Here is a 24,170-nt window from a genome sequence, read left to right as displayed (position 1 = left end):
GGTGCATCACAAGGATAAAGAACTTAGAAACATGGATTCAACTGAAATTTCATCTTATTTAAGAAAAATAGATCGTGCTTTTCAAAAAACTTATAACACTCAAGAAGAAATGGAGCATTTAGCCTCCTGCTTTGATCATAGAAGCGTTTCAGCATTAAACCTGCAAAACGAACAGCCTAATGGCGAATGTGTTTTTATTGCTCTGCAACCGCCCAACAGTCCGAGTCGATATGTGGAAAGAAATTACTACCGATTTTCATCTGCCACTGCTCAGAATGTCTTACCTAAAATTAACACCGTAGTTATTGTCTCCCGACCCAACCAAATACTGAACACGGCCATGCGTTTGACTACTGCCAGTTTAACAGGCAAAAACGTCGGAAATATCTCTTCTGACAACACTCGACAGATTTGTGATATCGATACCTCTGTTATTCCTCAGGAAATAGTACTTTCGGATTTCTTGCACGAATATGTCACAGGCTCACCAGACAAAGAAAACAGGACCGCAGGTTATCTAATGCGACGACGTGTTGCACTGATTCTGGATAGAGAGATGAAGTCTAATGGCGGTGCTCTTGCGCATATCTCTGACCTGGTGCGACATATGTATATTGCACATCGACTCAGAACATGGGAACAGGCTTTTGGACAACTCCCGGGCTATTGTGAATATTATGATTGTGATAAGTGGGAACTTAATCAGCTGATCATTTTAGCCGGGATATTAACAGTCATTACCCAGCGAGAGAATTATGATCCAATCGACATCGCAGGCGCAAAGAAACGATTAGCATTGATCAACACACATTTTCATCAGGGAAGGGAACGTGACAGTGAAGTACTTAAGCGTCTTCAGGATAAAGAAAATGCATTATGGATGGATATATTACAAGAAAAAGGAGAACTAGCTGATAACAGTGCACCAATCGCACATAAAGAAATCTGGTCAAATGAAATTATACACTTTCTTGATACCTTACTAAAAAAACAGAATGATAATGCACTACGCAGTCTGCTGTATGGAAACCGGTTTCACTTCCCGCATCTTCAAAAAGAGTCTGAGCATCGCCAAACAACAAAAACAGGACTCATCATGTCAGAAAATAAAGACTTTATTGCGGCATACTTATACAACAAACAAAGATTCGCCGCTTTGGCAGCCACTGAAGAAGCTACCTTGAGCATATTCCTACGTCATCATGCCAGGTTTGCAGCCAGAAGTTTTTCGTATTTTTCAATAGCACAGATCACAGATCAAAACGGTATATACAAGGATCCTATTACGCTTTATCAAGCGATGCATGATGAAGATATGGAAGACCTGCTAAAACACGGATTTATGGTGACTGCGTCTGACATCAGGAAAACCCATACTGGATTTTATATCGATGAGAACCTGTCCATTACTCAGGAAGCAATCCCTTTTATTAGTGAACAGGGAATGGTTCAACCTAATGAAAAATCACTCTCCCTACTATTTACCCATCATGCATCGGGTCTCATCCTATCCGAAATACAGGACAGCATGCGCGAATACGAAGAAAAGCAACTCACTCATGTAGTACCCGTGATGTTTTTATCAGGAAAATCCATTATGTCAGATAATAGCTGGATACCTGACCCCATTGAACTACCCCTGAGCCATTTAAACTATCAAGTTCCTAAAGTTCGAGAGGCATTGAGTGGCTGTATTTCAATCCTTATGCAATCCGCCTTTTTTAAGCAGGAAGATCAAGAAGAGCCTCATTCTGCGGAGATCGATTATTCAAAAGAGGCGGCACTATTCGTAAAATTACTTCCCCGCCAAGTCGCAAAAGACGCGGAAGACCGCCTGTTTCACTCAAAAGAATTATCACAGACATTTATCTGATAGCCTGCCTGCCACTCCCCCTCTGACAGACAGGATATCCTGAGCAACTGACCATTTAGTGCAGCGGCAATATCCGGCGCAAACCCGCATCTTTCAAAATAGAAGCCAGTGGTGCTGTATAGGTCAGATACTGTACTTCTCGCCCCTGGTAACGCACGGGGCCATGCCCCACCTCAGGCCCGACATGCCCCGGCTGCAAATGGAAAGACCGCGCCAGGCGTGCACCATCACTGGTGGCACATAAACCGCCAATATGACGAATCGACTCCAGGTATTTACCGGCATAGTGGGCCATCTCAATCAACAGCAGGGCTGCGGCAATCTTACTGGCGCCATACAGGGAGTAAATATACAAGCCATGAGGCTCTTCCGGCGGCACAATATCACTGTTACGAATCTCCGCTTCTTCCATCTCTCCATGGATTAAGCGCCAGTAAATATCTTCAGCCAGTGGCAGTGCAATCAAGTGACCAAAATAATGGCTGAACTTGGTACTGACCACGCTCAGCACATTACTGTGTCCAATCCATCCATGCAGCAGCTCATGACTGACCGGCAGGCCTGCCTCATAAATGGAATGATCGTAATCGAGAATCAATTCAATGAACGGGTCATCCACATCATTACCGGATAAATGACGGACTTCATACTTGCGGTTTTCCTTTTCCGGGAACGTACCCACCTTGCTGCCAAGCTTGGGAGAATTGAGGTAATGTCGGATGAGATACCCCACGGACTGCTCGGGACTCAGCAGGTTTGGCCGTGCAGAACGAAATGGCAGTACCTGATCCGCATCATCACGGAAAAAATGGATGACATGCCGTTGTCGTTCCAGGGTTGGTTCGGTGGTTCCCCGTTCCCAGCGACTAATGGTCACCGAGTCAATCCCACCCAATGCCAAGGAGTGACAAGAAAGCGCCAACGCCAGCCGATCCTGGGTCAAGCCACTATCCCGTCGTCTCCGCTTCAGATACGTTCCGAAATTTTCCAGCATCCGTAACACCTTAATCCCGTAGCAATACCGGACAGATGCAGTAACCCTGTCTGTTTCGTGTGTTGGGTTATCATTGCCCGGATCAGGCAGCCTAAGACCGGTTTTTCTGCAGGAAACGCCATTGTCTTTGACCTGGCGCCCTGATCACTGATCGCATCATAGCGACCTGAAAGTGCAGAATTATTGAGTTAGGTTAAGTTTTGTGAGGTATTGTGCTGAAAGGGACATTATCGGGGATGATCTTGATCCAGATCATCCCCCAAGGGACGTTAGTACCGGGTAATAATACGAAGCAGGTCAAGGGCAGTCACGATACCCACCACCTGGCGATCGCGGGTGACCAGTACCCGATGGATATGACCACGGATCATGGCGTCCACCATTTCGGTCATCAGCGTTTCGGGAGCCACGCTATAAACGACAGGTGTCATTATATCCGAGATCATAACACCGTCATCGACCGCCTCGTGGAAGGCTCGTTGTTCTTCGTCTGACAGTTCCCGGTCCAACAGCCCCTGGTAAAAACTGTCATCCCTTTGCGCAAGATCCAGCAGACCGGAACCGGTCTGGCGAACAATGTCTGTCAGTGTCACGACACCGGTGAGACGACCCGCCTCATCCACCACCGGCGCACCGGAAATCGCATTATCGGTCAGAAAGCGTGAAAGCCGGTCTACGGACCAGTCAAGGGGAACCGTGCGAACGTCACGGGTCATCACATCAGCAGCGGTCAGTTGCCGCCAGTCGTCATCTGTTGTCTTGCCGGCTGTGTCCGTACCAAGAGAATCAAGCGAAAGCATCGTTAGCCTCCTGAAGTCCAGGGATTCGCAGCTTGCGAACAAAAAGTGCCGGCCTGCTACTGACTGCGTAAAGGCACGCCCCACTTGCGATTGATCTTATTCTTCGCTGCTTGCAGCCTCAGTATTGCACTTCCGCCAAAGCTATTATTGACCCATATCAACAGACTGACATCACGTGCCGGGTTGGTTTAACCGCGCAAAGAGTATGGTATTGACCCGCTTTAGCGTCAAATGGATCGATAAGCGCAAAGGAAACAGGGCACACGCCCGACGTTTCCGGGGATGGCAGATTGGCAGCATCCCAACAGCCACCGATAATTGTTCGCCAGGTATAATCCAGCTTTTGATAGCCGCGACTGGCATCATTGATTGATGGTTTGTGGACTTACGGTAATAACGACAGAGGACAAAACGAAGAGGTTCCCGAAGTGATCATGGCTAGTCAGGCTGCACATTCAGCAGCCTGACTGATGCCAGCCCGCTAAACAGACGAATCTTCGCCGATCCGGCTAGCTATCGCACTGTGTTGATCACGGTATTTAGCATTTTTGCGCTTGTTATAAGGCTTGTCAGCGGCACCGGTCATGGTTTCAAAATTGATGGCGCCAATGGTCATGCCCGGACGCAGGGCAATCGGCAATTTGCCGCCATTGACAAACTCCAGCACGATCTGGCCACTCCAGCCCGGATCAATCCGGTGTGCCGTCACATGGACCATCAGGCCTAACCGCGCCAGCGAGGAACGGCCATCCAGCCAACCCACCAGGTCATCGGGCAACGCCACTGACTCCCGGGTTACCGCAAGCGCCAACTCACCGGGGTGCAGGAAAAACGCTTCTTTCTCGCCCAGGACAATTTCCTTACTCATAATGGAGTTCAGGGTCTGGTCAATCTGCTCCCGTGAACCACTGAGATCCACATAGGGAGCCGCATGGTCATTAAAAACCCGGAAACTGTTTCCAAGCGTCAGGTCCACACTGATACCGGAGATACGATCCGGTGCCGGCCGAGGCTCAATCACGATCCGGCCGTTGTCCAGACAGGCTTCTATGTCACGATCACATAGCCGCATGATTCACAATTCCTTAATCATCACTGATGCTGATGGTCGGCGCTGCCGGCGCCTGACGGTTTCTGACAGAAAGTCTTGCTGCCATTCGACGGGCCAGCTCACGGTAGATCATGGCAATCTCACCGTCGGGTTCGGCAACCACGGAAGGGTTGCCACCGTCAGCCTGTTCACGAATGCGCAGGGTCAACGGCAGGGAGGCCAGCAGCTCGGTATCATATTCGTCGGCCAGGGTCGTGCCGCCGCCCTCGCCAAACAGGTGTTCCGTATGACCGCAGTTCGTACAGGTATGGGTCGCCATGTTTTCCACAACCCCCAGTACCGGTACATCCACCTTGCGGAACATCTCGATGCCTTTGCGGGCATCCAGCAGCGCCAGGTCCTGTGGGGTGGTGACGATTACACTGCCCGCCACCGGCACCCGTTGCGCCAGGGTCAGCTGGATATCTCCCGTCCCCGGCGGCATGTCGACGATCAGGTAATCCAGATTATCCCAGCGTGTCTGGGTCAATAGCTGTTGCAGGGCACCGCTGACCATCGGACCACGCCAGACCATCGGTGTATTTTCCGTCACCAGGAACGCCATGGACATCACCTGAACGCCATGGGCTTCAATGGGAAGAAAGAACTGCTGTTCGCCTTCGGTGATGACATCCGGCCGCAGCCCGTCGGCGATACCAAACATCAATCCCTGGCTGGGACCATAGATGTCGGCATCCAGCACACCCACACGGGCGCCTTCCGCTGCCAGCGCCAGGGCAAGATTGGCGGTCGTGGTCGACTTGCCAACGCCCCCCTTACCGGAAGCCACGGCAATAATATTACGAATCCCCGACATCGCAGGCAGGTCCCCCTGGGTTGGCATGGCTTCCACATGCCAGGCAAGGCTCACCTCTGCCGACGTCACACCGGGCAGGTCTTCCAGGTAATCCTGAAGAATCCGGGTAATACCCGCCGAAAGCCCATCACAGGGATACCCCATGAAAAGATCCACACGGACCTGTCCGCCATCCATCGTGATATCGCGGACACAACCGGCTGCGACCAGGTCCATCCCCAGGTAGGGGTCATGGTACTGTCGCAGCACCTGCTCAATCATAGTTTTGTTGATGACTTCCGACATACCTATTCCCGTATTGAGCCGGAGAGGATTCCCTCACCATTCAGCTTTTGTTCAATTGTTCCTTCATGGACAGGAACGCCGCACGCCCGCCTTTCGGATCGATCCCCTGCTCTTTCATCAGGCTTTGCTGTTGCTTCAGGGCAGCTTCTTCCGCCTGCTCCGAACGGGAGCGATTCTGCGTATTTTCCAGGGCGCGGGTAATGCCCGCTTCCAGGTCTTCCCCATCCAGAACCCGGTTACAAAGAATCTCGTAATTACGTTCAAAAACCGGGAAAACAATCTCCTGGGGTTCACCACGCACCATAAACCAGCCCGTCTCCCGCGCGGCCAGGTAAACCGCCAGGTGTGACCAGCCGTAATCCCGGGTCTGGGAAGGTGCATTGCAGGCCTCGTAATACGCCTGCAGCGGTTCCTTCAGCCCGTACTCATCGAAACGCAGTTTGCACAACTCCCGGATATCCGCGAGATCGGGGAAGAAACGGGTGTTATCAATGGCTTTCTTGGCAGCCCGGAGGATGCGGCGTGGACTGAACTCCCTGAGCGATTGCAGCCAGACGCTTTTGGCCCGCGCCTGGTCTTCCGCCGTGGGGAACGCCCGCCGGAATTTCAGCGGAAACGCGTCCTCCAGCAGGGTGAACAGGGTATTGATGGCGTACTCATGCTCGCGCCCCGGACGAACTGTTGACTCAGTCTTCGTCGAGGTCGATTCGGTACGCGTCTGACCAGCTCGTGTCAGTGAGCTTTTCAGCTGTTGATCGATGACTTTCCCGGCCTCCTTCACTCTGCTGACGCCTCCACTGGTAAATGACATGGTTCTTGAAACGGTTCTGCCAGGCTTTGCGGGCTTCGCCCGTCTCCAGCCAGTACAGCTTGAAATCCGGCAACTGGGCGAGGGTAAATTCCGGCGGAATGCCGTGGTGCAGCTGCAGGAACTGAATATACCTTGAGTCAGGCTCAAAGTCTTCCGGCAGGGGTTGCACCCGGGCGCCCTCTCTTACTTCGCGGTTCTCAGCAAACACCGGATGCGTCGGCGAGTCATCACCGGCCTCATCCATGATCTGGAACAGCGGTTTGTCCTGCTCATAGGCCCTGCGGCCCGGTGCCTTGTAGCCCTTTGACATCAGTAAACCATAACCCCTGGCAACACTCCCGGCCGCCTTGACTGTTACTTTAACTCTAAACGGTAAGTTTACTGTGCAGGATGAGCCCAGCGCCATAGTATTTTCCCGACGAGGGCATTCCCCCGGACTTTCGCCCCCACACGTAATGCTTTTGAAGCATTGTCTTCCATGGGATATATGGCAGGAACCTTTAAGGGGGCATCGTGTCTAATGTCATATGGATGGCGTTCTACGTAAAGGCACTCTTCACCGGACAATCCTCAACCACGGGACACAGGGATATTGATGAAGGATTATTCAGACTGGCTGAGAGCAACAATACTGATCGTATTCATCCAATTACAATCCCCCCACCTGCTGGCCCTGCCACCCACCCAGGAAACCTCGGCAGACCATGTCACCATTCGCGTTGAACACGATGGCTCCAATTATTATCGCTTTACTGCAGGTGTATACCATTACCGGTTCCTGTGGGATGGCGGCCCTACGTACCTTAAAGTCCATGGCATTAACGGCTATGACGCGTTCGGCAACGTGATCGCACAGGCACCGGCTGAGGTCGCCAAAGAAGGAGAACCTGCCATCGATTACCCGTTCAGGTTCCAGGGGGTTGGGCGTGTACGCCATGCCTCAACCACAGACTATTTTCGCGTCCCGGCAACGTTTTATCTCGACAGGACTATCTGTCATATCGCGGTGGATTTTTCCGTTGTCGATGGCCGCATGAGCGTTGGCCCGTGGCTACCCATGAGCGGTAACTGGGGTGATTCGGCATCCGTGCGCGAGCATCTTGAGCTTCTGCTATGGTAAGCGACACTGACACGCTTGTTCGTTTAACCGGCACCCCTGCTCCCAATGCTGACAGACTGGGGTGACGAGTCATCGGTTCGGGAACACCTGGAAATTCCGCTGAGGTAATCCTCCAGCTGACATAATGTCAACGATCGACTCACCGATGTCACACGGAAACCGGCTTTACGGCTAACAACGGTTTCCGTGCCTGCTCGCTGCGGCATATAATGGCGGCTTTGCGCCTGGTGCGCCCACCGATGACCGGAGACACGCTGAGTTCCCATGTCTGATCAACGTCAAAAACGCAAAATTCTTGTCACCAGTGCCCTGCCTTATGCCAACGGTCCGCTGCATATGGGCCACCTGGTGGAGTACATTCAGACCGATATCTGGGCGCGTTTCCAGAAGCAGCGTGGTCACACCTGCACCTACGTCTGTGCCGATGACGCCCATGGCACCGCCATCAGCCTGCATGCCGAAAAGCAGGGCATGACACCGGAAGAATCCGTTGCACTGATCAACAGGGAGCGTATCCGGGATTTTGGCGAATTCCACATCGAATTCGATAACTACTACAGCACCCATTCCGACGAGAACCGGGTACTGTCCGAGTCCATTTACAAGGCGCTGCGCGACAAGGGTCATATCGCCACCCGTAACATCATCCAGGCCTACGACCCTGAAAAACAGATGTTCCTGGCGGATCGCTACATCAAGGGTGAATGCCCCAAGTGTGGCGCACCGGACCAGTACGGCGACAACTGTGAGAAATGCGGCGCCACCTACACGCCGGCCGAACTGAAAAACGCCTTTTCCACGATTTCAGGCGCCAAACCGGTCGACAAGGAATCCGAACACTTTTTCTTCAAACTGACCGATTTTCAGGATTTCCTGAAAGACTGGACCCGCAGCGGCACCATCGGGCCCGAAATTGCCAACAAACTGGCCGAGTGGCTGGACGCTGGCCTGCAGGACTGGGACATCTCCCGCGATGCCCCCTACTTCGGTTTCGAGATTCCTGACGCACCCGGCAAATACTTCTACGTCTGGCTGGATGCCCCGATCGGCTACATGGCCAGCTTCCAGAACCTGTGCAACCGTCGTGACGACCTGGATTTCGACGAATACTGGAACGTCAACAGTGATTGTGAAGTGCACCACTTCATCGGCAAGGACATCGTCAACTTCCACTGCCTGTTCTGGCCCGCCATGCTGACCGGCGCCAACTACCGCACCCCGACCAAGGTCAGCGTGCATGGCTACCTGACGGTGAATGGCGAGAAAATGTCCAAGTCCCGCGGCACCTTCATCACGGCGCGGACCTACCTGGATCACCTGAATCCGGAATACCTGCGTTATTACTACGCCGCCAAACTCTCCAGCCGGATTGATGACCTGGACCTGAACCTGGAAGACTTTGTCCAGCGGGTGAACAGTGACCTGGTCGGCAAGGTGGTCAATATCGCCAGCCGTAACGCCGGCTTCATCCACAAGCGCTTTGACGGCATGCTGTCCGCCAACGACGCGGCTCCGGAACTGACCCAAGCCTTCATGGCGGCCAGTGAAACCATCGCCGAGCACTATGAAAACCGGGAATTCGGCAAGGCCATGCGTGAAGTCATGGCGCTGGCTGACCAGGCCAATGCCTGGATTGACGAGGTCAAGCCCTGGGTCATCGCCAAGGAAGAAGGCAAAGATCAGGAACTGCACGACATCAGCACCGCGGGCATCAACCTGTTCCGCCTGCTGCTGATCTACCTCAAGCCAGTACTCCCGGCGATGGCAGAAAATGCCGAAGCCTTCCTGCAGTGCGGAGAACTGAACTGGGATGACAGCCAGACCCTGCTGCTGAACCATAAGATCAACAAGTTCAAACCGTTGATGACCCGCGTTGAAAGCGACCGTGTCAACGGGATGATTGACGCCAGTAAGGAGGCTTTAAAAATGGCCGACGCCAAGACCGAAGCGCCCACAGACGAAACCGTCGAAGATAACGCCGGCAAGTGGCTGAAAGAAGAGCCCATTGCCGAACAGATCGAGTTTGGTGATTTTGCCAAGGTGGACCTGCGCATTGCCAAAATCGTCAATGCCGAACAGGTGGAAGGCGCAGACAAATTGATCCAGCTCACCCTGGATATCGGCGGCGAGACTCGCAATGTCTTTGCTGGTATCAAAGCCGCTTACAGCCCGGAAGCCCTGGTTGGGAAACATACGGTTATGGTAGCCAACCTGAAGCCACGAAAAATGAAGTTTGGCATGAGCGAAGGCATGGTACTGGCTGCCGGCCCTGGTGGCGCTGACCTGTGGATCCTTGAGCCTCACGATGGCGCCGAGCCAGGCATGCGGGTGATGTAATTCAGAGATAACGTCTATGGGAGGCTAATCGCTAATTAGACCTCCCTTTGATTTATTATCTTGTTCAATCTCTTAAAAATGCAGCAGAGCATCTGTGCGACCGCTAATAAAATATGATCCTGAATACCATTCAGGCTGATCGAGCTTCATCTGTATTCAGAAAAGAATATTGAATCAATAAAACCAGCATAGAAGACGCATCTTTATCAAATCGATAATTAATCCAGATTTTTATTAATTATTGAAAACTCTATTCATGAATTATTTAAAAGTTATCAACCAACGCCAGAAAGCAGAATAGGTTACAACGAGGCGGGAGAGCGACTGCCAGAAAGTCAATATCAGGTATTGGTCTGTAGAAGTTCAGATTTGAACTTCTACAGCAATTGAGCGAAACGGACAGCCTGACTCAGGCGCCGCAGCACTTCTTATACTTTTTCCCGCTGTCGCACAGGCAAGGATCGTTACGCGAGGGCAGCTTCTCGTTGACCTGGGTGGTTGCCGTGTTCAGCAGGGCGTCAAGCTGACGGGTATCCTCTGGTTCTTCCTCAGATACAACGATATCAACCACGACATTGTGAGCTTTGGCGAGTGCCAGTAACTCTTCCTCACGCTCTTCAGTCTGAACGGAGACTTTGGCCGGACTGGTCTCTGTGCCTACGCGAACCACTTTTTTGGAGGTGTATCCGGTGCCGCGGTTGTCCGGCATATTGACGCGGCTACCTTTGTAAAAAAACTTGGACATAATGTTCAGGGTACTTTGCAAGTGAATTATGGTGCATTATACAGGATTTTACAGGAAGCATCTGCGATAATGATGGCGGATAAATAAGGGTATCTACACCATTGAAAAACCTCAAACGTGCTGCGTGATATGACCTCCTCGTTATTTGCCTGTTATCCGCATTTATACATTCAAATGTTAAGTTTATTTTTGGCGCCAGAAAGTCACTAACTAATGTCATATAAGTACTCAGCATTAATGTAACGACATGCTGATTGATAATCATCAAGCATAGAAAACTTAATTTCGCTGCTTATTTCTCCTCTTCAGCATACGACGCGCCACTACCGGGACGACTTTCTGAAGAAACCGGCACATCGCTTATTGCACATGCCCGCGCCAATATATCCATAGCAGTTTCCGATGGTTGAGTTTCCGCTCCCCCCATACCTGCTCCTGAAAGATGCTGTGGCGCTTCATGGGATAAACCCGCAACAGGTTGCTCCTGCCCCTCGCGCCCCGAACCACCAGCACTTGCTTCTATTTGAGTTAGAAAAGATGGTTGTTCGGGCTCTCTGACTGGTGCCTCCGAACTAGCCAAAAGCGCTCTCAACTTTGGACTTTGTGTAGAATCACCTGTTGTTCCTGAAACACTGGCCTGCTCCTCTTGCCTGGGGGAATGCCTGTCTTTGTTTTTTTCTAATGTATCTGCTACAGGGTCACGACGCAGTCTTAAAATTGGTACCCGAGTTTGCTCCCCCCGGACTTGCTCTTGCTCCACCCGCAACGTTGAAGGTTGTGAGGTTTGTTTTTTTTGGGAGCCTTTTTTACCCTTTCCTCTTTTACCCTTTCCTCTTTTACCCTTTCCTTTTTTAGGTTTACCCTCATCTGCCGTGGCAGTATCTGGTTCTTCTTCGACAATGCCTTGTTCAGACTGCATCATCGATTCATCTTGCTTAGCACGCGTTCCCACTTCTAAAAACGCTCTCGCTCTTAACTTAAGCTCGGAAAGTTCTTGAGTAATACCAGTGCCAGGCAAGCTTGTTGTTTCGGATGGTTGTATTATTAGCGGTTCCGATCGTTCTGTCGCGGTTTGGCATTGGGGTAAAGACGAACCAGCTTCCGGTTCAGACATCTTCTTCATTTTTTGAACCGTTCTCTTTTTAATAGGTTTTTTTTGATCATCGTCACCCCATTCTCCCGACGTATAAGACGATGACCGATGATATTCGTGCGACGTTGGTTCAATAGCAGAAGAAATATTTGGGCTGACAGCCTCCTTAATTGATGCAGCTTCTTCATGCTGTGTCGGGCTGACGCTTTTCTCCAGAGGCAACCCTGCGCTTTCATCTAATTGCGATTGTATGCCTGATTGATAACCAGTATCGCTCTTTTCAGTTGTGCCAGTAGGTAATCCGCTGACAGTCGCTGACCGACTCACAACTGGCGACGATAGCATTTCCTCCGACATCATCTTCATGAAGGCCGTGAGTGATTCTTTTACCGGAATTCTATAATATAACTGAACCCTTCCAAATTCAGTCATTACTTGAGATCTGGCAATTTCACACGCCGAGTTTATTATCTCTTGACGTTCTGTAACAGGCTGCAGCTCAACTGAAACACCAGCTGCGATTGGAGAGTGGGTATCTACGGCTTCAGTAGTTACTATCCTGGCTTTTTTGATTTCCGGGGAAAACGACACTTCCCCTCTTTCGCTGGTCGTTATGGGAACCTCTGGGATAAATGATGTGTCAGTAGAAGAAGCTTGCAGCTTTTCTCTGCCAGCCAGCTGTTCAGGTATTGGCTGAAAAGAAAAGCTGCTATGAGCACTGCTTGCCGATTGATGCATTGCTAAACCGGCTCCTGCCAAGACATCTGATGGATCACCATAACCTTGAAATGTCTCAACGTGGCTTTCTTCATAAAATCCATACGGACTGGAAACCTGTTCTGTCCTGTGTCGATAGATTCGTGGTAAGCGAACGGGTTGCTGGGCTTGTCCTGATGAAGGCGCGGCAGACTTTTTCCTACCGCGCGGGGCTCTGGCCCTTGTTCTCCCTGAAGGTTCCCGGGCCTGGTGCGGATGCAAAGCTGGATCCTCCCCAGGCTGCGCTAAAGGATAACCGACATATTGTTGTGAAGGCATAAACTGCGCCCTTAAAGCCTGATGGTGACCTGGTTGCAGCAAACCATGAAGCCTTTGCCCTACATTGGCGGGCTGCTGGACCGGGGAAATAGACGACCTAAGGTGCATTGCCTGTAACTGCGGGTGCTGACCAAGAATAGACCCTGAACTACCACGAGGCGTGAATGGCGCGGACTGCCTTTGCGTCAAAGGCATCTGCGGCGTACTTGTCCTTTGACCCATCATTAATGGCAGGAGTAGTGGTTCAATACTTGGGCGGGGTTGTACAGCATGGGGATAAGAGGCAGCTTGCTGTTGATATATACCGTTATCGTGAGAAGGTTGATCCCTCCTGCCTCCAGGGTCTGGAGCCAATGACTGATTAGGATGATAGCCCCCTTGTCTTTGATTATAGCCACCCCGATTTACTGGAAACATACTCGACTACTCCTGTTGTATTGAGCGAGCCAAAACACTCTGCCTAATAAAATCCAAATGTAAAAACTGACTCATGGATGACAGGCCAATTCCTGAATCTGAATAAATAAACAGTGTTTCACCGAGAGTTATGACTTCTGCCGATCAAATTAAGTTCACAACGTTTTAAGGAATCACCCCTGTTGCGCTATTTACAAACACGGTTGTTAGCAATATTTGAGGCAGTAATGACAAAACTGAATTTTCGCTGAAAAAAAATAAACAGGTATTCACAACAGTTTATCCATTCCAAAAAAAACGCAGGACGGGGGTAGCCTGCGTTAAAGCCTTCAACAGCATTGCTGTCAACACATTGGAGTAGATAACTGTTGTTAATCAATCAGAGCATGTTCGCAATTTGTGCCCTTGCATTCTGTAGGGCTTCTTCCTTACTGTCACCGCCCATACTCAAACCTTCCGCATAAACAAATTCCACATCAGTGAGTCCCAGGAAACCAAGAAACATACGCACATAATCTGTCTGGGTATCTTTCGGCGTCCCCTGGTACATCCCGCCACGGGCTGCCACGATTCGTACCTTGGTAGCACTGTCCAGCAGGCCGACCGGACCAGTTTCAGTGTACTTGAAGGTGACACCGGCACGGGCGATATGATCAAACCAGGCTTTCAGAGTCGATGGCACGTTGAAGTTATACATGGGCAATCCAATCACCAGCGTGTCTGCCTGGCGGATTTCCTCTATCAACTGGTCTGAATAAGCGACAACGGCATCCTGTTCCGGCGTCCGCTGGTCTGGCGCTGCAAGGAAGGCACCGAAACGGAAACCATCCAGATGTGGCACGGGCTCCTCCGCAAAATCCCGGATAACCACTTCCCCCTCCGGGTTACGGGCCTGCCATTCGCTGACAAAGTGGTCAGCCAGCTGTGTGGACTGGGAGTCCTGACCAAAAATCCCGGCGTTAATCTGCAGCAGTTTCATCGTTGTAGCTCCCTGACTCGGTTCATTGAGGGTCGTATTGGATGTCACACTTTCTATTATCTATCGTTTTTTTCTATTTAAAATCACACAATATCTGACACAACTTTCTATTAATTCGAAAATAAAGACTGATTAACTCACCGTCATTGCCAGATCCTCTGCCACCGTCAGCAACTGAGTCCGCAACCATTGCAACCCTTTGTCGCCAGCCTGCACGGGATGCCAGGCAATAATATGACGAAACCAGGGCGGGTTATCCGGTAAGGTGTGGGCATGAAAGCCATAGTATCGGGCAAAATAGCGGGCAACGGCAGCCGGTAAGGCGACCAACCAGTCGCCAGCCTGTAACAAGGGGGGTACGGCAATAAATCCCGGTACTCGAATGCCTACGTTACGCTCAATACCTCGCTGTCGACACCAGTCGTCCATGATGACCTGGCTATGCCCCCAGGGGGATGGGTAGATAAAGGCCCGTTCACGGAGATGCTCCAGTGACAGTTCATCTTCCGATTTCGCTAATTGGCTGGCAGACAGGATTTCCAGCTGCTCTGTCAGAAAGGGGCAACTGGACAATTTGTCTGACAAATGCACAGGCTGCTCAAAGCCAATGACCAGATCCACATGATGCCGCTCCAGCTCATGCTCGTAATCACTGGCCGACATTTCTGATACATCCAGCCGAACACCCGGCGCCACCGCAGCCAGCCGTGTTAATAATGATGGCAGGATGATCAGTTCAAAGTAACTGCCCGCCGCAATCCGAAATACCCGCTGACTGGTTTCCGGCTCAAAATCCGGCTCACGTTCCAGACTCTGTTCCAACAGCTGCATGGACTCACGAATCTGCTGCGCCATGGCCTGCGCCCGCGGCGTCGGCAACATGCCACTGCGGGTTGAGACAAACAATGGGTCGCCCAGCCCTTCCCGAAGCCTGGCCAGTGAATGACTGATGGTTGATTGGGACAGGTGCAATTGCCGCGCCACCCGGCTGACACTGCGTTCGCGCATCAGCAGGTCTAAAATCCGCAACAGGTTAAGGTCGAAGCGATGAAACAGGGAGGTCATGGCAGGTACTTCTCGGGCAAACAATGCTATCGAAATCAAGCATATCACAATGCCGAGTATTCATTTTATTCATTATTACAGGCGCACTATCATCGCGCGCAGAATGCGTATGGATAAATGTTATGTTTAAGAATCTGTTGTTTCTGCTGGGTATTGGCATGATCTGGGGCTCTCAGTTCCTGTTCCAACAGATGGCTGTGGCTGACCTGCCGGCTGTCTGGGTCGGTGCCGGCCGGGCACTGGTTGGCTGCCTGACCCTGCTGCTGGTCTGCCGCCTGCTCAACCTCAAGAGCGAAAAAAGCAACTGGAAAATGTATCACCTGGTGGGTTTCCTTGAAGCAACCCTGCCCTTTGTCCTTGTGGCCTGGGGACAGCAGTATATGGATACCGCCGTTGCCGCCATCCTGATGGGCACCATTCCCTTCTTTACCATTCTGCTGGCGCCCCTGCTGGTTGCCGGTGCACGTATCACACTGACAGGCATTACCAGTGTCGTGGTTGGCTTTGCCGGCCTGCTGCTGCTGTTTTATCCGCAGCTGATCGCTGGCAGCAGCAACGGTTCATTGATCGGTGCACTGGCCATCGTTGCCGCCTCGGGCAGTTTTGCGATTGCACTACTGATGCTCAAGCGTATTGAAGGGAGCCACCCTTTGATGGTCGCACGGAATGTCCTGGTTGCTGCGGCATCACAGCTGCTGGTGATTGCCAGCATCATTGTGCCACCCACCACCCTGTCGCCCAGTACTGAAAGCCTTACAGCCGTTGTTTACCTGGGCCTGATGTGTGCTGGTGTCGTTTACTTCCTGTACATGGTGCTGATTCAGCGGGCAGGACCGGTCTTTGCGTCCTTCAGTAACTACCTGGTTCCTCTCTTTGGTGTACTGCTGGGAGCAACCATTAATCATGAAATCTTGCCGGGTACCACCTGGATTGCGTTGGCTGTGATTTTATCCGCTGTCGCCATCAACCAGGTTTTCTCCAGGGCCGAAAGAGTTACTGCCTGACAATATGCTCATAATAAAAAGCCCGCTGACCATAAAGGCAAGCGGGCTTTTTATTCATCAGTAACACGCTATTGCAGATAAGCATTCAGCATCCACAGCAGTTTTTCCTGCTCACGAATATAGTCGGACATCTGCGCTACTGTACCCTCATCACCGGCGTCACTGGCCATGGACATGATTTCACGCTGCTTGACCAATACCTTGCTGAAACTATCCACCAGGTTACTGACACAGGCCTTACCATCCGTCACATTAGTATGCTCGGCAATCTCACTGTGCTCCAGGTAACCGGTGAAGCTGTGCTCAGGTGTATGCCCCAGGGTCACGATACGCTCGGCAAGCTCATCCACCTTGTTCTGCAGATCGGTATAAATCTCTTCGAACTTCTGATGCAGCTGGAAGAAGTTTCCGCCCCGGATGTTCCAGTGATAGCCGCGGCTGTTCATATACAACACCTGGTAGCTGGCCAGCAGACGGTTCAGCTGTTCAGCGATGCTGGCACTTTGAGTCACTTCAAGACCAATCAGGTTCTTGTTCATGGTTACGTTCCTCATTTCATCCAATGGGTTGGTTGAAATGAAAGATATGCCTGAAGAGGCATCACTGCTAATAAATTAAAATTAATTATCTGATAAGGTTTTCTTATAACTCAGACACGGCTGACGACGCTCGCCAAGCTGTCAGTGTAAGATCACCACTATTACATTTTTTCTGGATAACCGACCCTTCATGGAACTGACATTCCTGGGTACTTCCGCCGGCGTACCGACCCGGCACCGTAATGTGACTGCGCTGGCCCTGCAACCGGAGCAGGTACGTCAGTGGATACTGGTTGACTGCGGTGAAGGTACCCAGCACCGCCTGCTGCGATGCCCGCTGTCCGTCGCACGACTGGGGCTGATACTGATTACGCACCTGCATGGTGACCATTGTTATGGTCTGCCCGGGTTACTGGCCAGCCGCGCCATGACGACGCTCTCGCCTGAGTATCAGGCATTAACGATCATTGGTCCCAAAGGCCTGAAAGCGATGCTTGAAGCCGTCATGCTCCACTCTCAACTGACACTGGATTTTCCGCTTGAGATTATCGAACTATCCGATGACGGCGGCGTGCAAAGCTGGCAAAACCACACCATTACCGCTATTCCCCTGAAGCACAACATCACCAGCTTTGCGTTTCACATTCAGGAACCTGACTTCCCGGGTGCATTTGATAAATCACTGGCGATTGCTGACGGCATACCGGAAGGGCCACTCTTCGGCCGATTAAAGAACAGGGAAACCCTCACACTGGATGATGGCAGAACCGTATCAGGCGCCAGTTACTGCCTGCCTGACACACCCGGTCGAATCGTGATCATTGCAGGCGATAACGAAGACCCAAAACGGCTGGCGTCGTACCTGAAGGATTGCGATCTTCTGGTACATGAAGCCACTTACACCGAAGAGGTCTACCAACAGCTGGCGGTCAAAATACAACACAGCACGGCCGCAAAGGTGGCGCAAACCTGTGCCGACACGTCTCTGCCCAACCTGATCCTGACGCATTTCAGCCCCCGGTATCAGACCATCAAAGGCGCGACTACCCGCAATAGCCGATCCCTTAACGAAGTCGAACAGGAAGCGAAACGCTTTTTTACCGGCACGCTGTTTCTTGCCGACGATTTCGATACTTTCCTGCTGGGACGGACAAAAACACTGTCTTTACGTAAACCACAACGATAAAGACACTCATTTTGCGTAGATAATAGCCTTACCCGGCCTGTCAACATTGTCAGAACTTCCGCGACTCTCAGCTGTCATCTCTTATATCGGAACAAACAGGTAGATAGCATCGCCATGGAAATTGGACAATCAAGCATCCCACGCAGTGAATATCAAGCAGATTCGCACCAGGCCAAAACAACACACCCTGAAAAAACACCGGGGTTTTCACCGGTAGCCTCAGCCGGATCATTGGCGCCAGACACGTCATCAGGGGCTCGCAAGATCACCAAGGTTGAATACAAGACACCTCCACTCTGGGGTGTGCCGGATCTGGACGATACGTTCAGGGAACTGGACACGATGGCTGACGAAGTCACAGCAATTGATTCACAGCTGAAAAAACAGCTGCCAATCTTCAAAAAAGATCGGGACGATTTCACACAAACGTATGCCGAGGCGCTTCAGAAAAAACTGCTGGACCAGTCCAGGCAACCGGATGGATGGTTGAAACCTTTCTGGGATGAAATGTATCTCACGACAAGAGATGCGACCCCCATCAATGTCAGCTTTGCCGTCGAATTCGACAAAAGCACATGGCGTAGCAAACCAGCCCATGAACAATTGGCTGATGTAATACTCGCGGCTTATGAACACCATGACCTGATTCAAACGGAAACGCTGCCGCAGGACACGTACACGACACGCGACAAGAAACAGCATCCTGTTTGCATGGATCAGGTTTTCAGGTTATTCAACAATCGTAAACCAGCCAAGGGCAAGGACTTTCTGAAACATTGCACACAAGAGGTAGCCCCAGGCAATAAAGAGCAACATATTCTCGTGCTATCCGGTGGCCATATGCACACCCTGCAAATTGCCGACAAAAACGGCAATCGAATCAAGCGCTCTCACCTGGCCAAACAGCTGGCCTTACTGCAGACTAAGATGCCCACTCGGTCAACGGTTGACCTGACACCTCTGACCGCTGTAGATCGAGACACATGTGCCACACTTCAGACGCAGCTTCTTCAGGGCAGCGACAAAAATGTTCGCCTTATGCAACAGGTTGACAACGCCTTCTGCTGCGTCTGTCTTGACAGGGATCAGGCAGCCAATGCACAGGATGACAATCCCGACCCTGCCGCCCGCCAACTTTTGGCTGGGAATGGCAACGATCGCTGGTTTGACAAAACGGTGCAGCTTACCATGCAAACCAATGGCACAATCGGCGCCGTCCTTGAACACACACCGGCTGATGCTGATGCTCACATCCCTCTTTTCAATCGCATCAACGAAAACCTCAGTACTAAAACACCGGACGAAGGCGACCTGGAACCCACCCCGCAGAAGTTGGACTGGGATATTAATCCGTCACTCAAGGAAACGATTGAAACACAACGTTCACGTTTTAAAGAAAACATCCAAAAGACACATCTTAAGGAAACAAACATCCCTGGCATTGGACGCAGCTCCCTGAAAGAGCATTACAAAATCAGCCCGGATTCTTTTTACCAGGTAGCCATCCAGGTAGCGGCCTGGCGTGTCTGGAAATCCATGGTGCCAACCTATGAAGCGGTCGCCATGCGTCACCTTCATTTGGGCCGTACAGAATGCCTGCGAAGCTGGTCACCCGAAGCGATAGCTCTGGCTAATGGATTAAAGGATCCGCACACAACCCTCGAACAAAAACAAAAACTGCTTAAAAAAGCCGCAGAAAAACACAGTCAAAAAATTGCAGCCTGCAAAACATGTAAGGGGATTGTCCGACACCTGTTCGCACTAAGGAAAATCTGGGAAAAATTTGGCAAGGAACTCGGTATTTCTGAACAGCCCGGACTGTTTGAAAATCCCTTGTTCAAGGCTTTGATCACTACCAATACTCTGTCAACGTCCTGCGTGGTATCTCCGTCTATCCAGCGCTTCCTGTTTGGCCCCGTAGAAGACAATGGACTCGGAATTGCCTACTACCCTGATAATAATGCGTTTCGCTCGACGATCAGTTATAACGAGGAAAACAAGGTGATAGCTGAGAAATTTGAGCGCGTTTTCACGCAAGTTATTGAAGAGTTAAAAGCACTGCACCCCATTTCCAGCAGCGTTTCGTAACAACCTGCTCACTTGTACAACGGGCAAGCCTACCGACCACTGGTGTTTTTCATTCAAAACCTTATAATTTCGCGGCTGGAAAATCATCTGCCTATAGACAGTTCAACCTTGGCAGTGTAACCCGCAACACCCATAAGTATATAACCAAATATGCTTGATCAGATAACCAACCGCTATTGTATGGAATAACGCCCTGCCGGATAATAGACCGCCTCAGGCGCGGGTCGCCATATAATAAAGTGCACTGTTACCAGGAGCCGCGTCGTCAGTTCCTGCGACGTGAAGGTAAACAGTGCTTGTCGCAGCCCGGTAAGATACCGGCTGCCTTGCAGCTATCGGTGAGAGTCATGACCGAAACCCTGACCCAGCTGTCGCTTATCCTGTTAAGCGCAATACTGGTCAACAACTTTGTCCTTGTGCAGTTTCTCGGGCTGTGTCCGTTTATGGGGGTTTCCAACAAGCTGGAAACAGCCATGGGTATGTCCATGGCGACCACCTTTGTGCTCACCCTGGCGTCCATCTGCAGCTACATCACCTACGAATACATCCTGATTCCGCTGGGACTGGAGTTCCTCAAGACACTGTCGTTCATTTTGGTGATTGCCGTTGTCGTTCAATTTACCGAGATGGTGGTACGAAAGGTCAGTCCGCTCCTCTACCGGGTGCTGGGCGTGTTCCTGCCGTTGATCACCAGTAACTGCGCCGTGCTCGGTGTCGCCCTGCTGAACAGCAACCGTATGCACAGCAGTTTTGTGGATTCGGCCACCTACGGTTTCGGTGCAGCCATCGGTTTCTCACTGGTACTGGTTTTGTTTGCCGCCATGCGTGAACGGATCGCCGTGGCTGATGTACCGGTTCCCTTCCGCGGCGCAGCCATCGGTATGATTACCGCCGGCCTGATGTCCCTGGCCTTCATGGGCTTTACCGGCCTGATCAAGCTGTAAGGGGGCGTTGTTGGATATCATCATTACCGCGATTCTCGCCCTGCTGGTTCTGACCCTGGTTTTTGGCGCCCTGTTAGGGTTCGCCTCAGAAAAATTCAAGGTGGAAGGCGACCCGATCGTCGACCAGATCAACGAACTGCTACCGCAAACCCAGTGTGGCCAGTGTGGTCATCCCGGCTGCCGCCCCTATGCGGAAGCTATTGCCAACGGCGAGGCGATTAACCGTTGCCCACCGGGTGGTCAAAGCACCATCAACGCACTGGCAGACCTGCTGGATGTCGAAGCTGTTCCCCTGGATGGCGAACACGGCACCGAAAAACCACCCATGGTCGCCTACATCCGGGAAGACGAGTGTATCGGCTGCACCAAGTGCATCCAAGCCTGCCCCGTGGATGCGATCCTTGGCGCCGCGAAGCAAATGCACACAGTTATCGTCAATGAGTGCACCGGGTGTGACCTCTGTGTCGAGCCCTGCCCTGTAGACTGTATCGATATGGTACCGCTTGAAGTGACAACAAAAAGCTGGGCATGGAGCCTGCCCGTTCCACCGGAACAACTGATCGCCACTGACCGCCGGCCCGCGTCCGGACCGGGGGATCAGGCTGCATGAGTAACCTGATCACTATTCACGAATTCCCGGGTGGTGTTCACCCACCGGAAAACAAGCAGCAATCAACCCGGACAGCCATCGCTACACCTCCGCTGTCTGCAGAGTATGTGTTGCCCTTGAACCAGCATTCCGGCTCACCGGCCCAGGCGCTGGTCAAGGTCGGTGACTGTGTATTGAAAGGGCAGTTGCTGGCCCGTGCCAGCGGTTTTGTCAGCGCGCCGGTACATGCACCGACTTCTGGCACCATCACGGCCATTGAATCCCGTAAAGTGCCCCATCCCTCCGGGCTGACCGAAACCTGTATCGTGCTGGCCAGTGATGGTGAGGACCGCTGGTGCGAACTCTTTCCGGAACCGGACTATACGACGATAGATCATCAGGCGCTGGTTAGACGCATCTACGACGCCGGCATCGTCGGCCTGGGTGGCGCCGGTTTCCCTGCTGCCGTCAAGATGGCGTCCCGGAATGAAGACAAGATTCATACCCTGGTCGTCAACGGCGCCGAGTGTGAACCTTACATCACCGCTGATGACATGCTGATGCGTGAACATGCCGATCGCATTGTCAGCGGTATTGATATCCTCTGCCACCTGCTGCATCCGGAGCAGGTTCTCATTGGTATTGAAGACAATAAGCCCGAGGCCGCCAGAGCGATGGAACGTGCCTGCCGGGATCGCGCTTACCAGGTGGTTACGGTACCGACCAAATACCCGTCCGGAGACGCACAACGACTGATTTACCTGCTGACAGGACAGGAAGTTCCCAGCGATGCGCGCTCGGTCGATATCGGCATTCTCTGCTACAACACCGGAACGATCGCCGCGATCCATGACGCCGTCATCCTGGGCAGGCCATTGATCTCGCGCATCACCACCCTGACAGGGGATGCATTGGCACAGCCGCAAAACGTTGAAGCACGCATCGGCACCCCGGCAAAGGATCTATTGGCCTTTGCCGGTCTCAGGCAGAACGAGATGAACAACCTGATCCTGGGCGGCCCCATGATGGGATTCACCCTGGACAGTACCGATATCCCGGTCATCAAAACCACCAACTGCCTGATTGCCGGTACGGCCGGGGAGTTCCCGGCAGCGCCCCCCGCCCGCGCCTGCATTCGCTGCGGCGACTGTGCCGTCGCCTGTCCGGTTTCCCTGTTGCCACAACAACTCTACTGGCATGCAAAAGCCGCCAATAACGACCAGCTTCAACACCATAACCTGTTTGACTGCATAGAGTGTGGCGCTTGTTCCTATGTCTGCCCCAGCACGATTCCGCTGGTACAGTATTTCCGTGCCGGCAAGGACCAGATCCGGTTACAGCAGGCAAAACACGAAAAGGCCGAACAATCCAAGCGCCGCTTTGAAAACCGTCAACAGCGTCTGGAACGTGTAGCGGCAGAAAAGGAAGCGAAACGCAAAGCCAACGCTGAGCGCGCCGCCCAGCTCAAGGCAGCACGGGAAGCCGAGAAATCAGCTCCGGCCAAACCGTCTGAAACCACAATGGATGCGGGTAAACAGGATGCTATCCAGGCCGCGATTGAACGGGCAAAAGCGCGCAAGCAGGCGGCTGCCGGACAACCCGCGAGCGAGCCTGTACGCAAGGCGCGTCCAACACTGAACCCTAAGCAGAAAGAGCTGAAGATACAGCTCTCGATGATCAATGCCCAACTGAAGAAAACCGAGCGAACCCTCGCTCAGCTGGACGACAGCGAGTCGGAAACAACCGCTAAACTTCGTGCAGATATTGATCGCCTGCGTGAACAACAGGCACAACTGCAGCAGGATTTTGATCGTGCGGGAGACACCAATGAGTCGGCAGCTACTTCAGACGCACAACCACCTGCAGAGAAAGCGTCCAAACCGCCCCTTAGTGACGATCAGAAGAAGCTGAAGATTGAACTGGCTATGGCCCGCGCCGAACTCCGCAAGGCCGAGCGTTCCCTGGCGGAAGCACTGGAAATTGACAATGATCAGACTGAAGCGCTTAAGCTGAAAGTCGAACACTGTCGCCAGATACTGGCCGAACGTGAACAGGCACTGGCTCAACCTGCCACCAGCGAGACAACGTCTCCTGTTGAGGAGAAGCCTGCCAAGCCAAAACGCGCCCCGTTGAGTGATGCCGCCAAGAAGCACAAAATCGAGAGCGCCATGGCCTGGGCCAAGGTCAAGAAAGCCCGGCGTGCGCTGGAGAATGCTTCCGATGATGAGACAGCAGCCCTGGAACAGGCACTGAAGACGGCAGAGGCCGAGGCACAACAGGCGGATGCAGCACTGTCAGCCTGTCTTGAGCAGGAAGCCGCGCAAAAGGCATCCACGAACGAACTGCCGAAGGAATAATT

Annotated in this window: 21 protein-coding genes; 10 read left to right on the top strand and 11 right to left on the bottom strand. The window is 52.1% G+C overall.

Annotated elements, in window-relative coordinates:
* Positions 1 to 31: 31 nt before the first annotated feature.
* Positions 32 to 1,873, top strand: coding sequence for a hypothetical protein (locus tag AC27K1_RS15925; RefSeq protein ID WP_487151809.1), 1,842 nt, complete (start codon positions 32 to 34; stop codon positions 1,871 to 1,873).
* Between the two features lie 55 nt (positions 1,874 to 1,928).
* On the opposite strand, the gene AC27K1_RS15920 is transcribed toward AC27K1_RS15925, so the two are convergent.
* From AC27K1_RS15920 to AC27K1_RS15895, 6 genes are all read right to left on the bottom strand, one after another.
* Positions 1,929 to 2,867 carry a helix-turn-helix domain-containing protein gene (locus AC27K1_RS15920; RefSeq protein ID WP_487151808.1) on the bottom strand — a complete coding sequence of 313 codons (939 nt, stop codon included), beginning with the start codon at positions 2,865 to 2,867 and terminating at the stop codon, positions 1,929 to 1,931.
* A gap of 269 nt (positions 2,868 to 3,136) precedes the next feature.
* Positions 3,137 to 3,667: a CBS domain-containing protein gene (locus AC27K1_RS15915; protein ID WP_487151807.1), complete on the bottom strand. Its 531-nt coding sequence runs from the start codon at positions 3,665 to 3,667 to the stop codon at positions 3,137 to 3,139.
* Positions 3,668 to 4,148: 481 nt separating this feature from the next.
* Complete coding sequence (gene dcd / locus AC27K1_RS15910) at positions 4,149 to 4,739, bottom strand: dCTP deaminase (RefSeq protein ID WP_487151806.1); 591 nt, start codon at positions 4,737 to 4,739, stop codon at positions 4,149 to 4,151.
* A gap of 13 nt (positions 4,740 to 4,752) precedes the next feature.
* The gene (gene apbC / locus AC27K1_RS15905) at positions 4,753 to 5,859 is read right to left on the bottom strand and encodes an iron-sulfur cluster carrier protein ApbC (RefSeq protein WP_487151805.1); all 1,107 of its coding nucleotides are present in this window, start codon (positions 5,857 to 5,859) and stop codon (positions 4,753 to 4,755) included.
* Between the two features lie 40 nt (positions 5,860 to 5,899).
* Positions 5,900 to 6,640 (bottom strand): replication protein P, encoded by a 741-nt coding sequence (locus AC27K1_RS15900; RefSeq protein ID WP_487151804.1) that lies wholly within the window; start codon positions 6,638 to 6,640, stop codon positions 5,900 to 5,902.
* Positions 6,546 to 6,980, bottom strand: coding sequence for a DnaT-like ssDNA-binding domain-containing protein (locus AC27K1_RS15895; protein ID WP_487151803.1), 435 nt, complete (start codon positions 6,978 to 6,980; stop codon positions 6,546 to 6,548). The genes AC27K1_RS15900 and AC27K1_RS15895 overlap by 95 nt, the downstream gene beginning before the upstream one ends.
* 285 nt (positions 6,981 to 7,265) lie before the next feature.
* Between AC27K1_RS15895 and AC27K1_RS15890 the strand changes: the two genes are divergently transcribed.
* The gene (locus AC27K1_RS15890) at positions 7,266 to 7,790 is read left to right on the top strand and encodes a hypothetical protein (protein WP_487151802.1); all 525 of its coding nucleotides are present in this window, start codon (positions 7,266 to 7,268) and stop codon (positions 7,788 to 7,790) included.
* A gap of 264 nt (positions 7,791 to 8,054) precedes the next feature.
* Complete coding sequence (metG, locus tag AC27K1_RS15885; protein WP_487151801.1) at positions 8,055 to 10,127, top strand: methionine--tRNA ligase; 2,073 nt, start codon at positions 8,055 to 8,057, stop codon at positions 10,125 to 10,127.
* Between the two features lie 409 nt (positions 10,128 to 10,536).
* Here metG and AC27K1_RS15880 read toward each other — a convergent pair whose 3' ends face one another.
* Together AC27K1_RS15880 and AC27K1_RS15875 are read right to left on the bottom strand one after the other, a co-directional pair.
* The gene (locus AC27K1_RS15880; RefSeq protein ID WP_487151800.1) at positions 10,537 to 10,872 is read right to left on the bottom strand and encodes a PBPRA1643 family SWIM/SEC-C metal-binding motif protein; all 336 of its coding nucleotides are present in this window, start codon (positions 10,870 to 10,872) and stop codon (positions 10,537 to 10,539) included.
* A gap of 292 nt (positions 10,873 to 11,164) precedes the next feature.
* Positions 11,165 to 12,703 (bottom strand): hypothetical protein, encoded by a 1,539-nt coding sequence (locus AC27K1_RS15875; RefSeq protein WP_487151799.1) that lies wholly within the window; start codon positions 12,701 to 12,703, stop codon positions 11,165 to 11,167.
* A 29-nt stretch (positions 12,704 to 12,732) separates the two neighbouring features.
* Between AC27K1_RS15875 and AC27K1_RS15870 the strand changes: the two genes are divergently transcribed.
* Positions 12,733 to 13,002 (top strand): hypothetical protein, encoded by a 270-nt coding sequence (locus AC27K1_RS15870; RefSeq protein WP_487151798.1) that lies wholly within the window; start codon positions 12,733 to 12,735, stop codon positions 13,000 to 13,002.
* A gap of 794 nt (positions 13,003 to 13,796) precedes the next feature.
* On the opposite strand, the gene AC27K1_RS15865 is transcribed toward AC27K1_RS15870, so the two are convergent.
* Complete coding sequence (locus tag AC27K1_RS15865) at positions 13,797 to 14,396, bottom strand: FMN-dependent NADH-azoreductase (protein ID WP_487151797.1); 600 nt, start codon at positions 14,394 to 14,396, stop codon at positions 13,797 to 13,799.
* Between the two features lie 132 nt (positions 14,397 to 14,528).
* A complete protein-coding gene (locus AC27K1_RS15860) occupies positions 14,529 to 15,461 on the bottom strand; it encodes a LysR family transcriptional regulator (protein WP_487151796.1) in 933 nt (310 codons plus the stop codon).
* Positions 15,462 to 15,583: 122 nt separating this feature from the next.
* Between AC27K1_RS15860 and AC27K1_RS15855 the strand changes: the two genes are divergently transcribed.
* Positions 15,584 to 16,465, top strand: coding sequence for a DMT family transporter (locus AC27K1_RS15855; RefSeq protein WP_487151795.1), 882 nt, complete (start codon positions 15,584 to 15,586; stop codon positions 16,463 to 16,465).
* A 68-nt stretch (positions 16,466 to 16,533) separates the two neighbouring features.
* Here the strand turns inward: AC27K1_RS15855 and AC27K1_RS15850 are convergent, their stop codons facing one another.
* Positions 16,534 to 17,004, bottom strand: coding sequence for a Dps family protein (locus tag AC27K1_RS15850; protein ID WP_487151794.1), 471 nt, complete (start codon positions 17,002 to 17,004; stop codon positions 16,534 to 16,536).
* A 190-nt stretch (positions 17,005 to 17,194) separates the two neighbouring features.
* On the opposite strand from AC27K1_RS15850, the gene AC27K1_RS15845 reads away from it, so the two are divergent.
* The 5 genes from AC27K1_RS15845 to rsxC all read left to right on the top strand — a co-directional run bounded on the left by AC27K1_RS15845 (position 17,195) and on the right by rsxC (position 24,168).
* Entirely contained in the window at positions 17,195 to 18,190 is a 996-nt protein-coding gene (locus tag AC27K1_RS15845; RefSeq protein WP_487151793.1) for an MBL fold metallo-hydrolase, read from the top strand.
* 114 nt (positions 18,191 to 18,304) lie between these two features.
* Entirely contained in the window at positions 18,305 to 20,278 is a 1,974-nt protein-coding gene (locus AC27K1_RS15840; protein ID WP_487151792.1) for a choline/carnitine O-acyltransferase, read from the top strand.
* Positions 20,279 to 20,637: 359 nt separating this feature from the next.
* Positions 20,638 to 21,222 carry an electron transport complex subunit RsxA gene (gene rsxA, locus AC27K1_RS15835; protein WP_487151824.1) on the top strand — a complete coding sequence of 195 codons (585 nt, stop codon included), beginning with the start codon at positions 20,638 to 20,640 and terminating at the stop codon, positions 21,220 to 21,222.
* Between the two features lie 10 nt (positions 21,223 to 21,232).
* On the top strand, positions 21,233 to 21,832 hold the full coding sequence (gene rsxB / locus AC27K1_RS15830) for an electron transport complex subunit RsxB (protein WP_487151791.1): 600 nt from the start codon (positions 21,233 to 21,235) through the stop codon (positions 21,830 to 21,832).
* On the top strand, positions 21,829 to 24,168 hold the full coding sequence (rsxC, locus tag AC27K1_RS15825; protein WP_487151790.1) for an electron transport complex subunit RsxC: 2,340 nt from the start codon (positions 21,829 to 21,831) through the stop codon (positions 24,166 to 24,168). Before rsxB ends, rsxC begins: the two co-directional genes overlap by 4 nt.
* The last annotated feature ends 2 nt before the right edge of the window (positions 24,169 to 24,170 follow it).

Source organism: Kistimonas ophiarachnellae (assembly GCF_057552235.1).
Note: the sequence above shows the minus strand (reverse complement) of the source record. Positions and strands in the feature narration are given on the sequence as shown.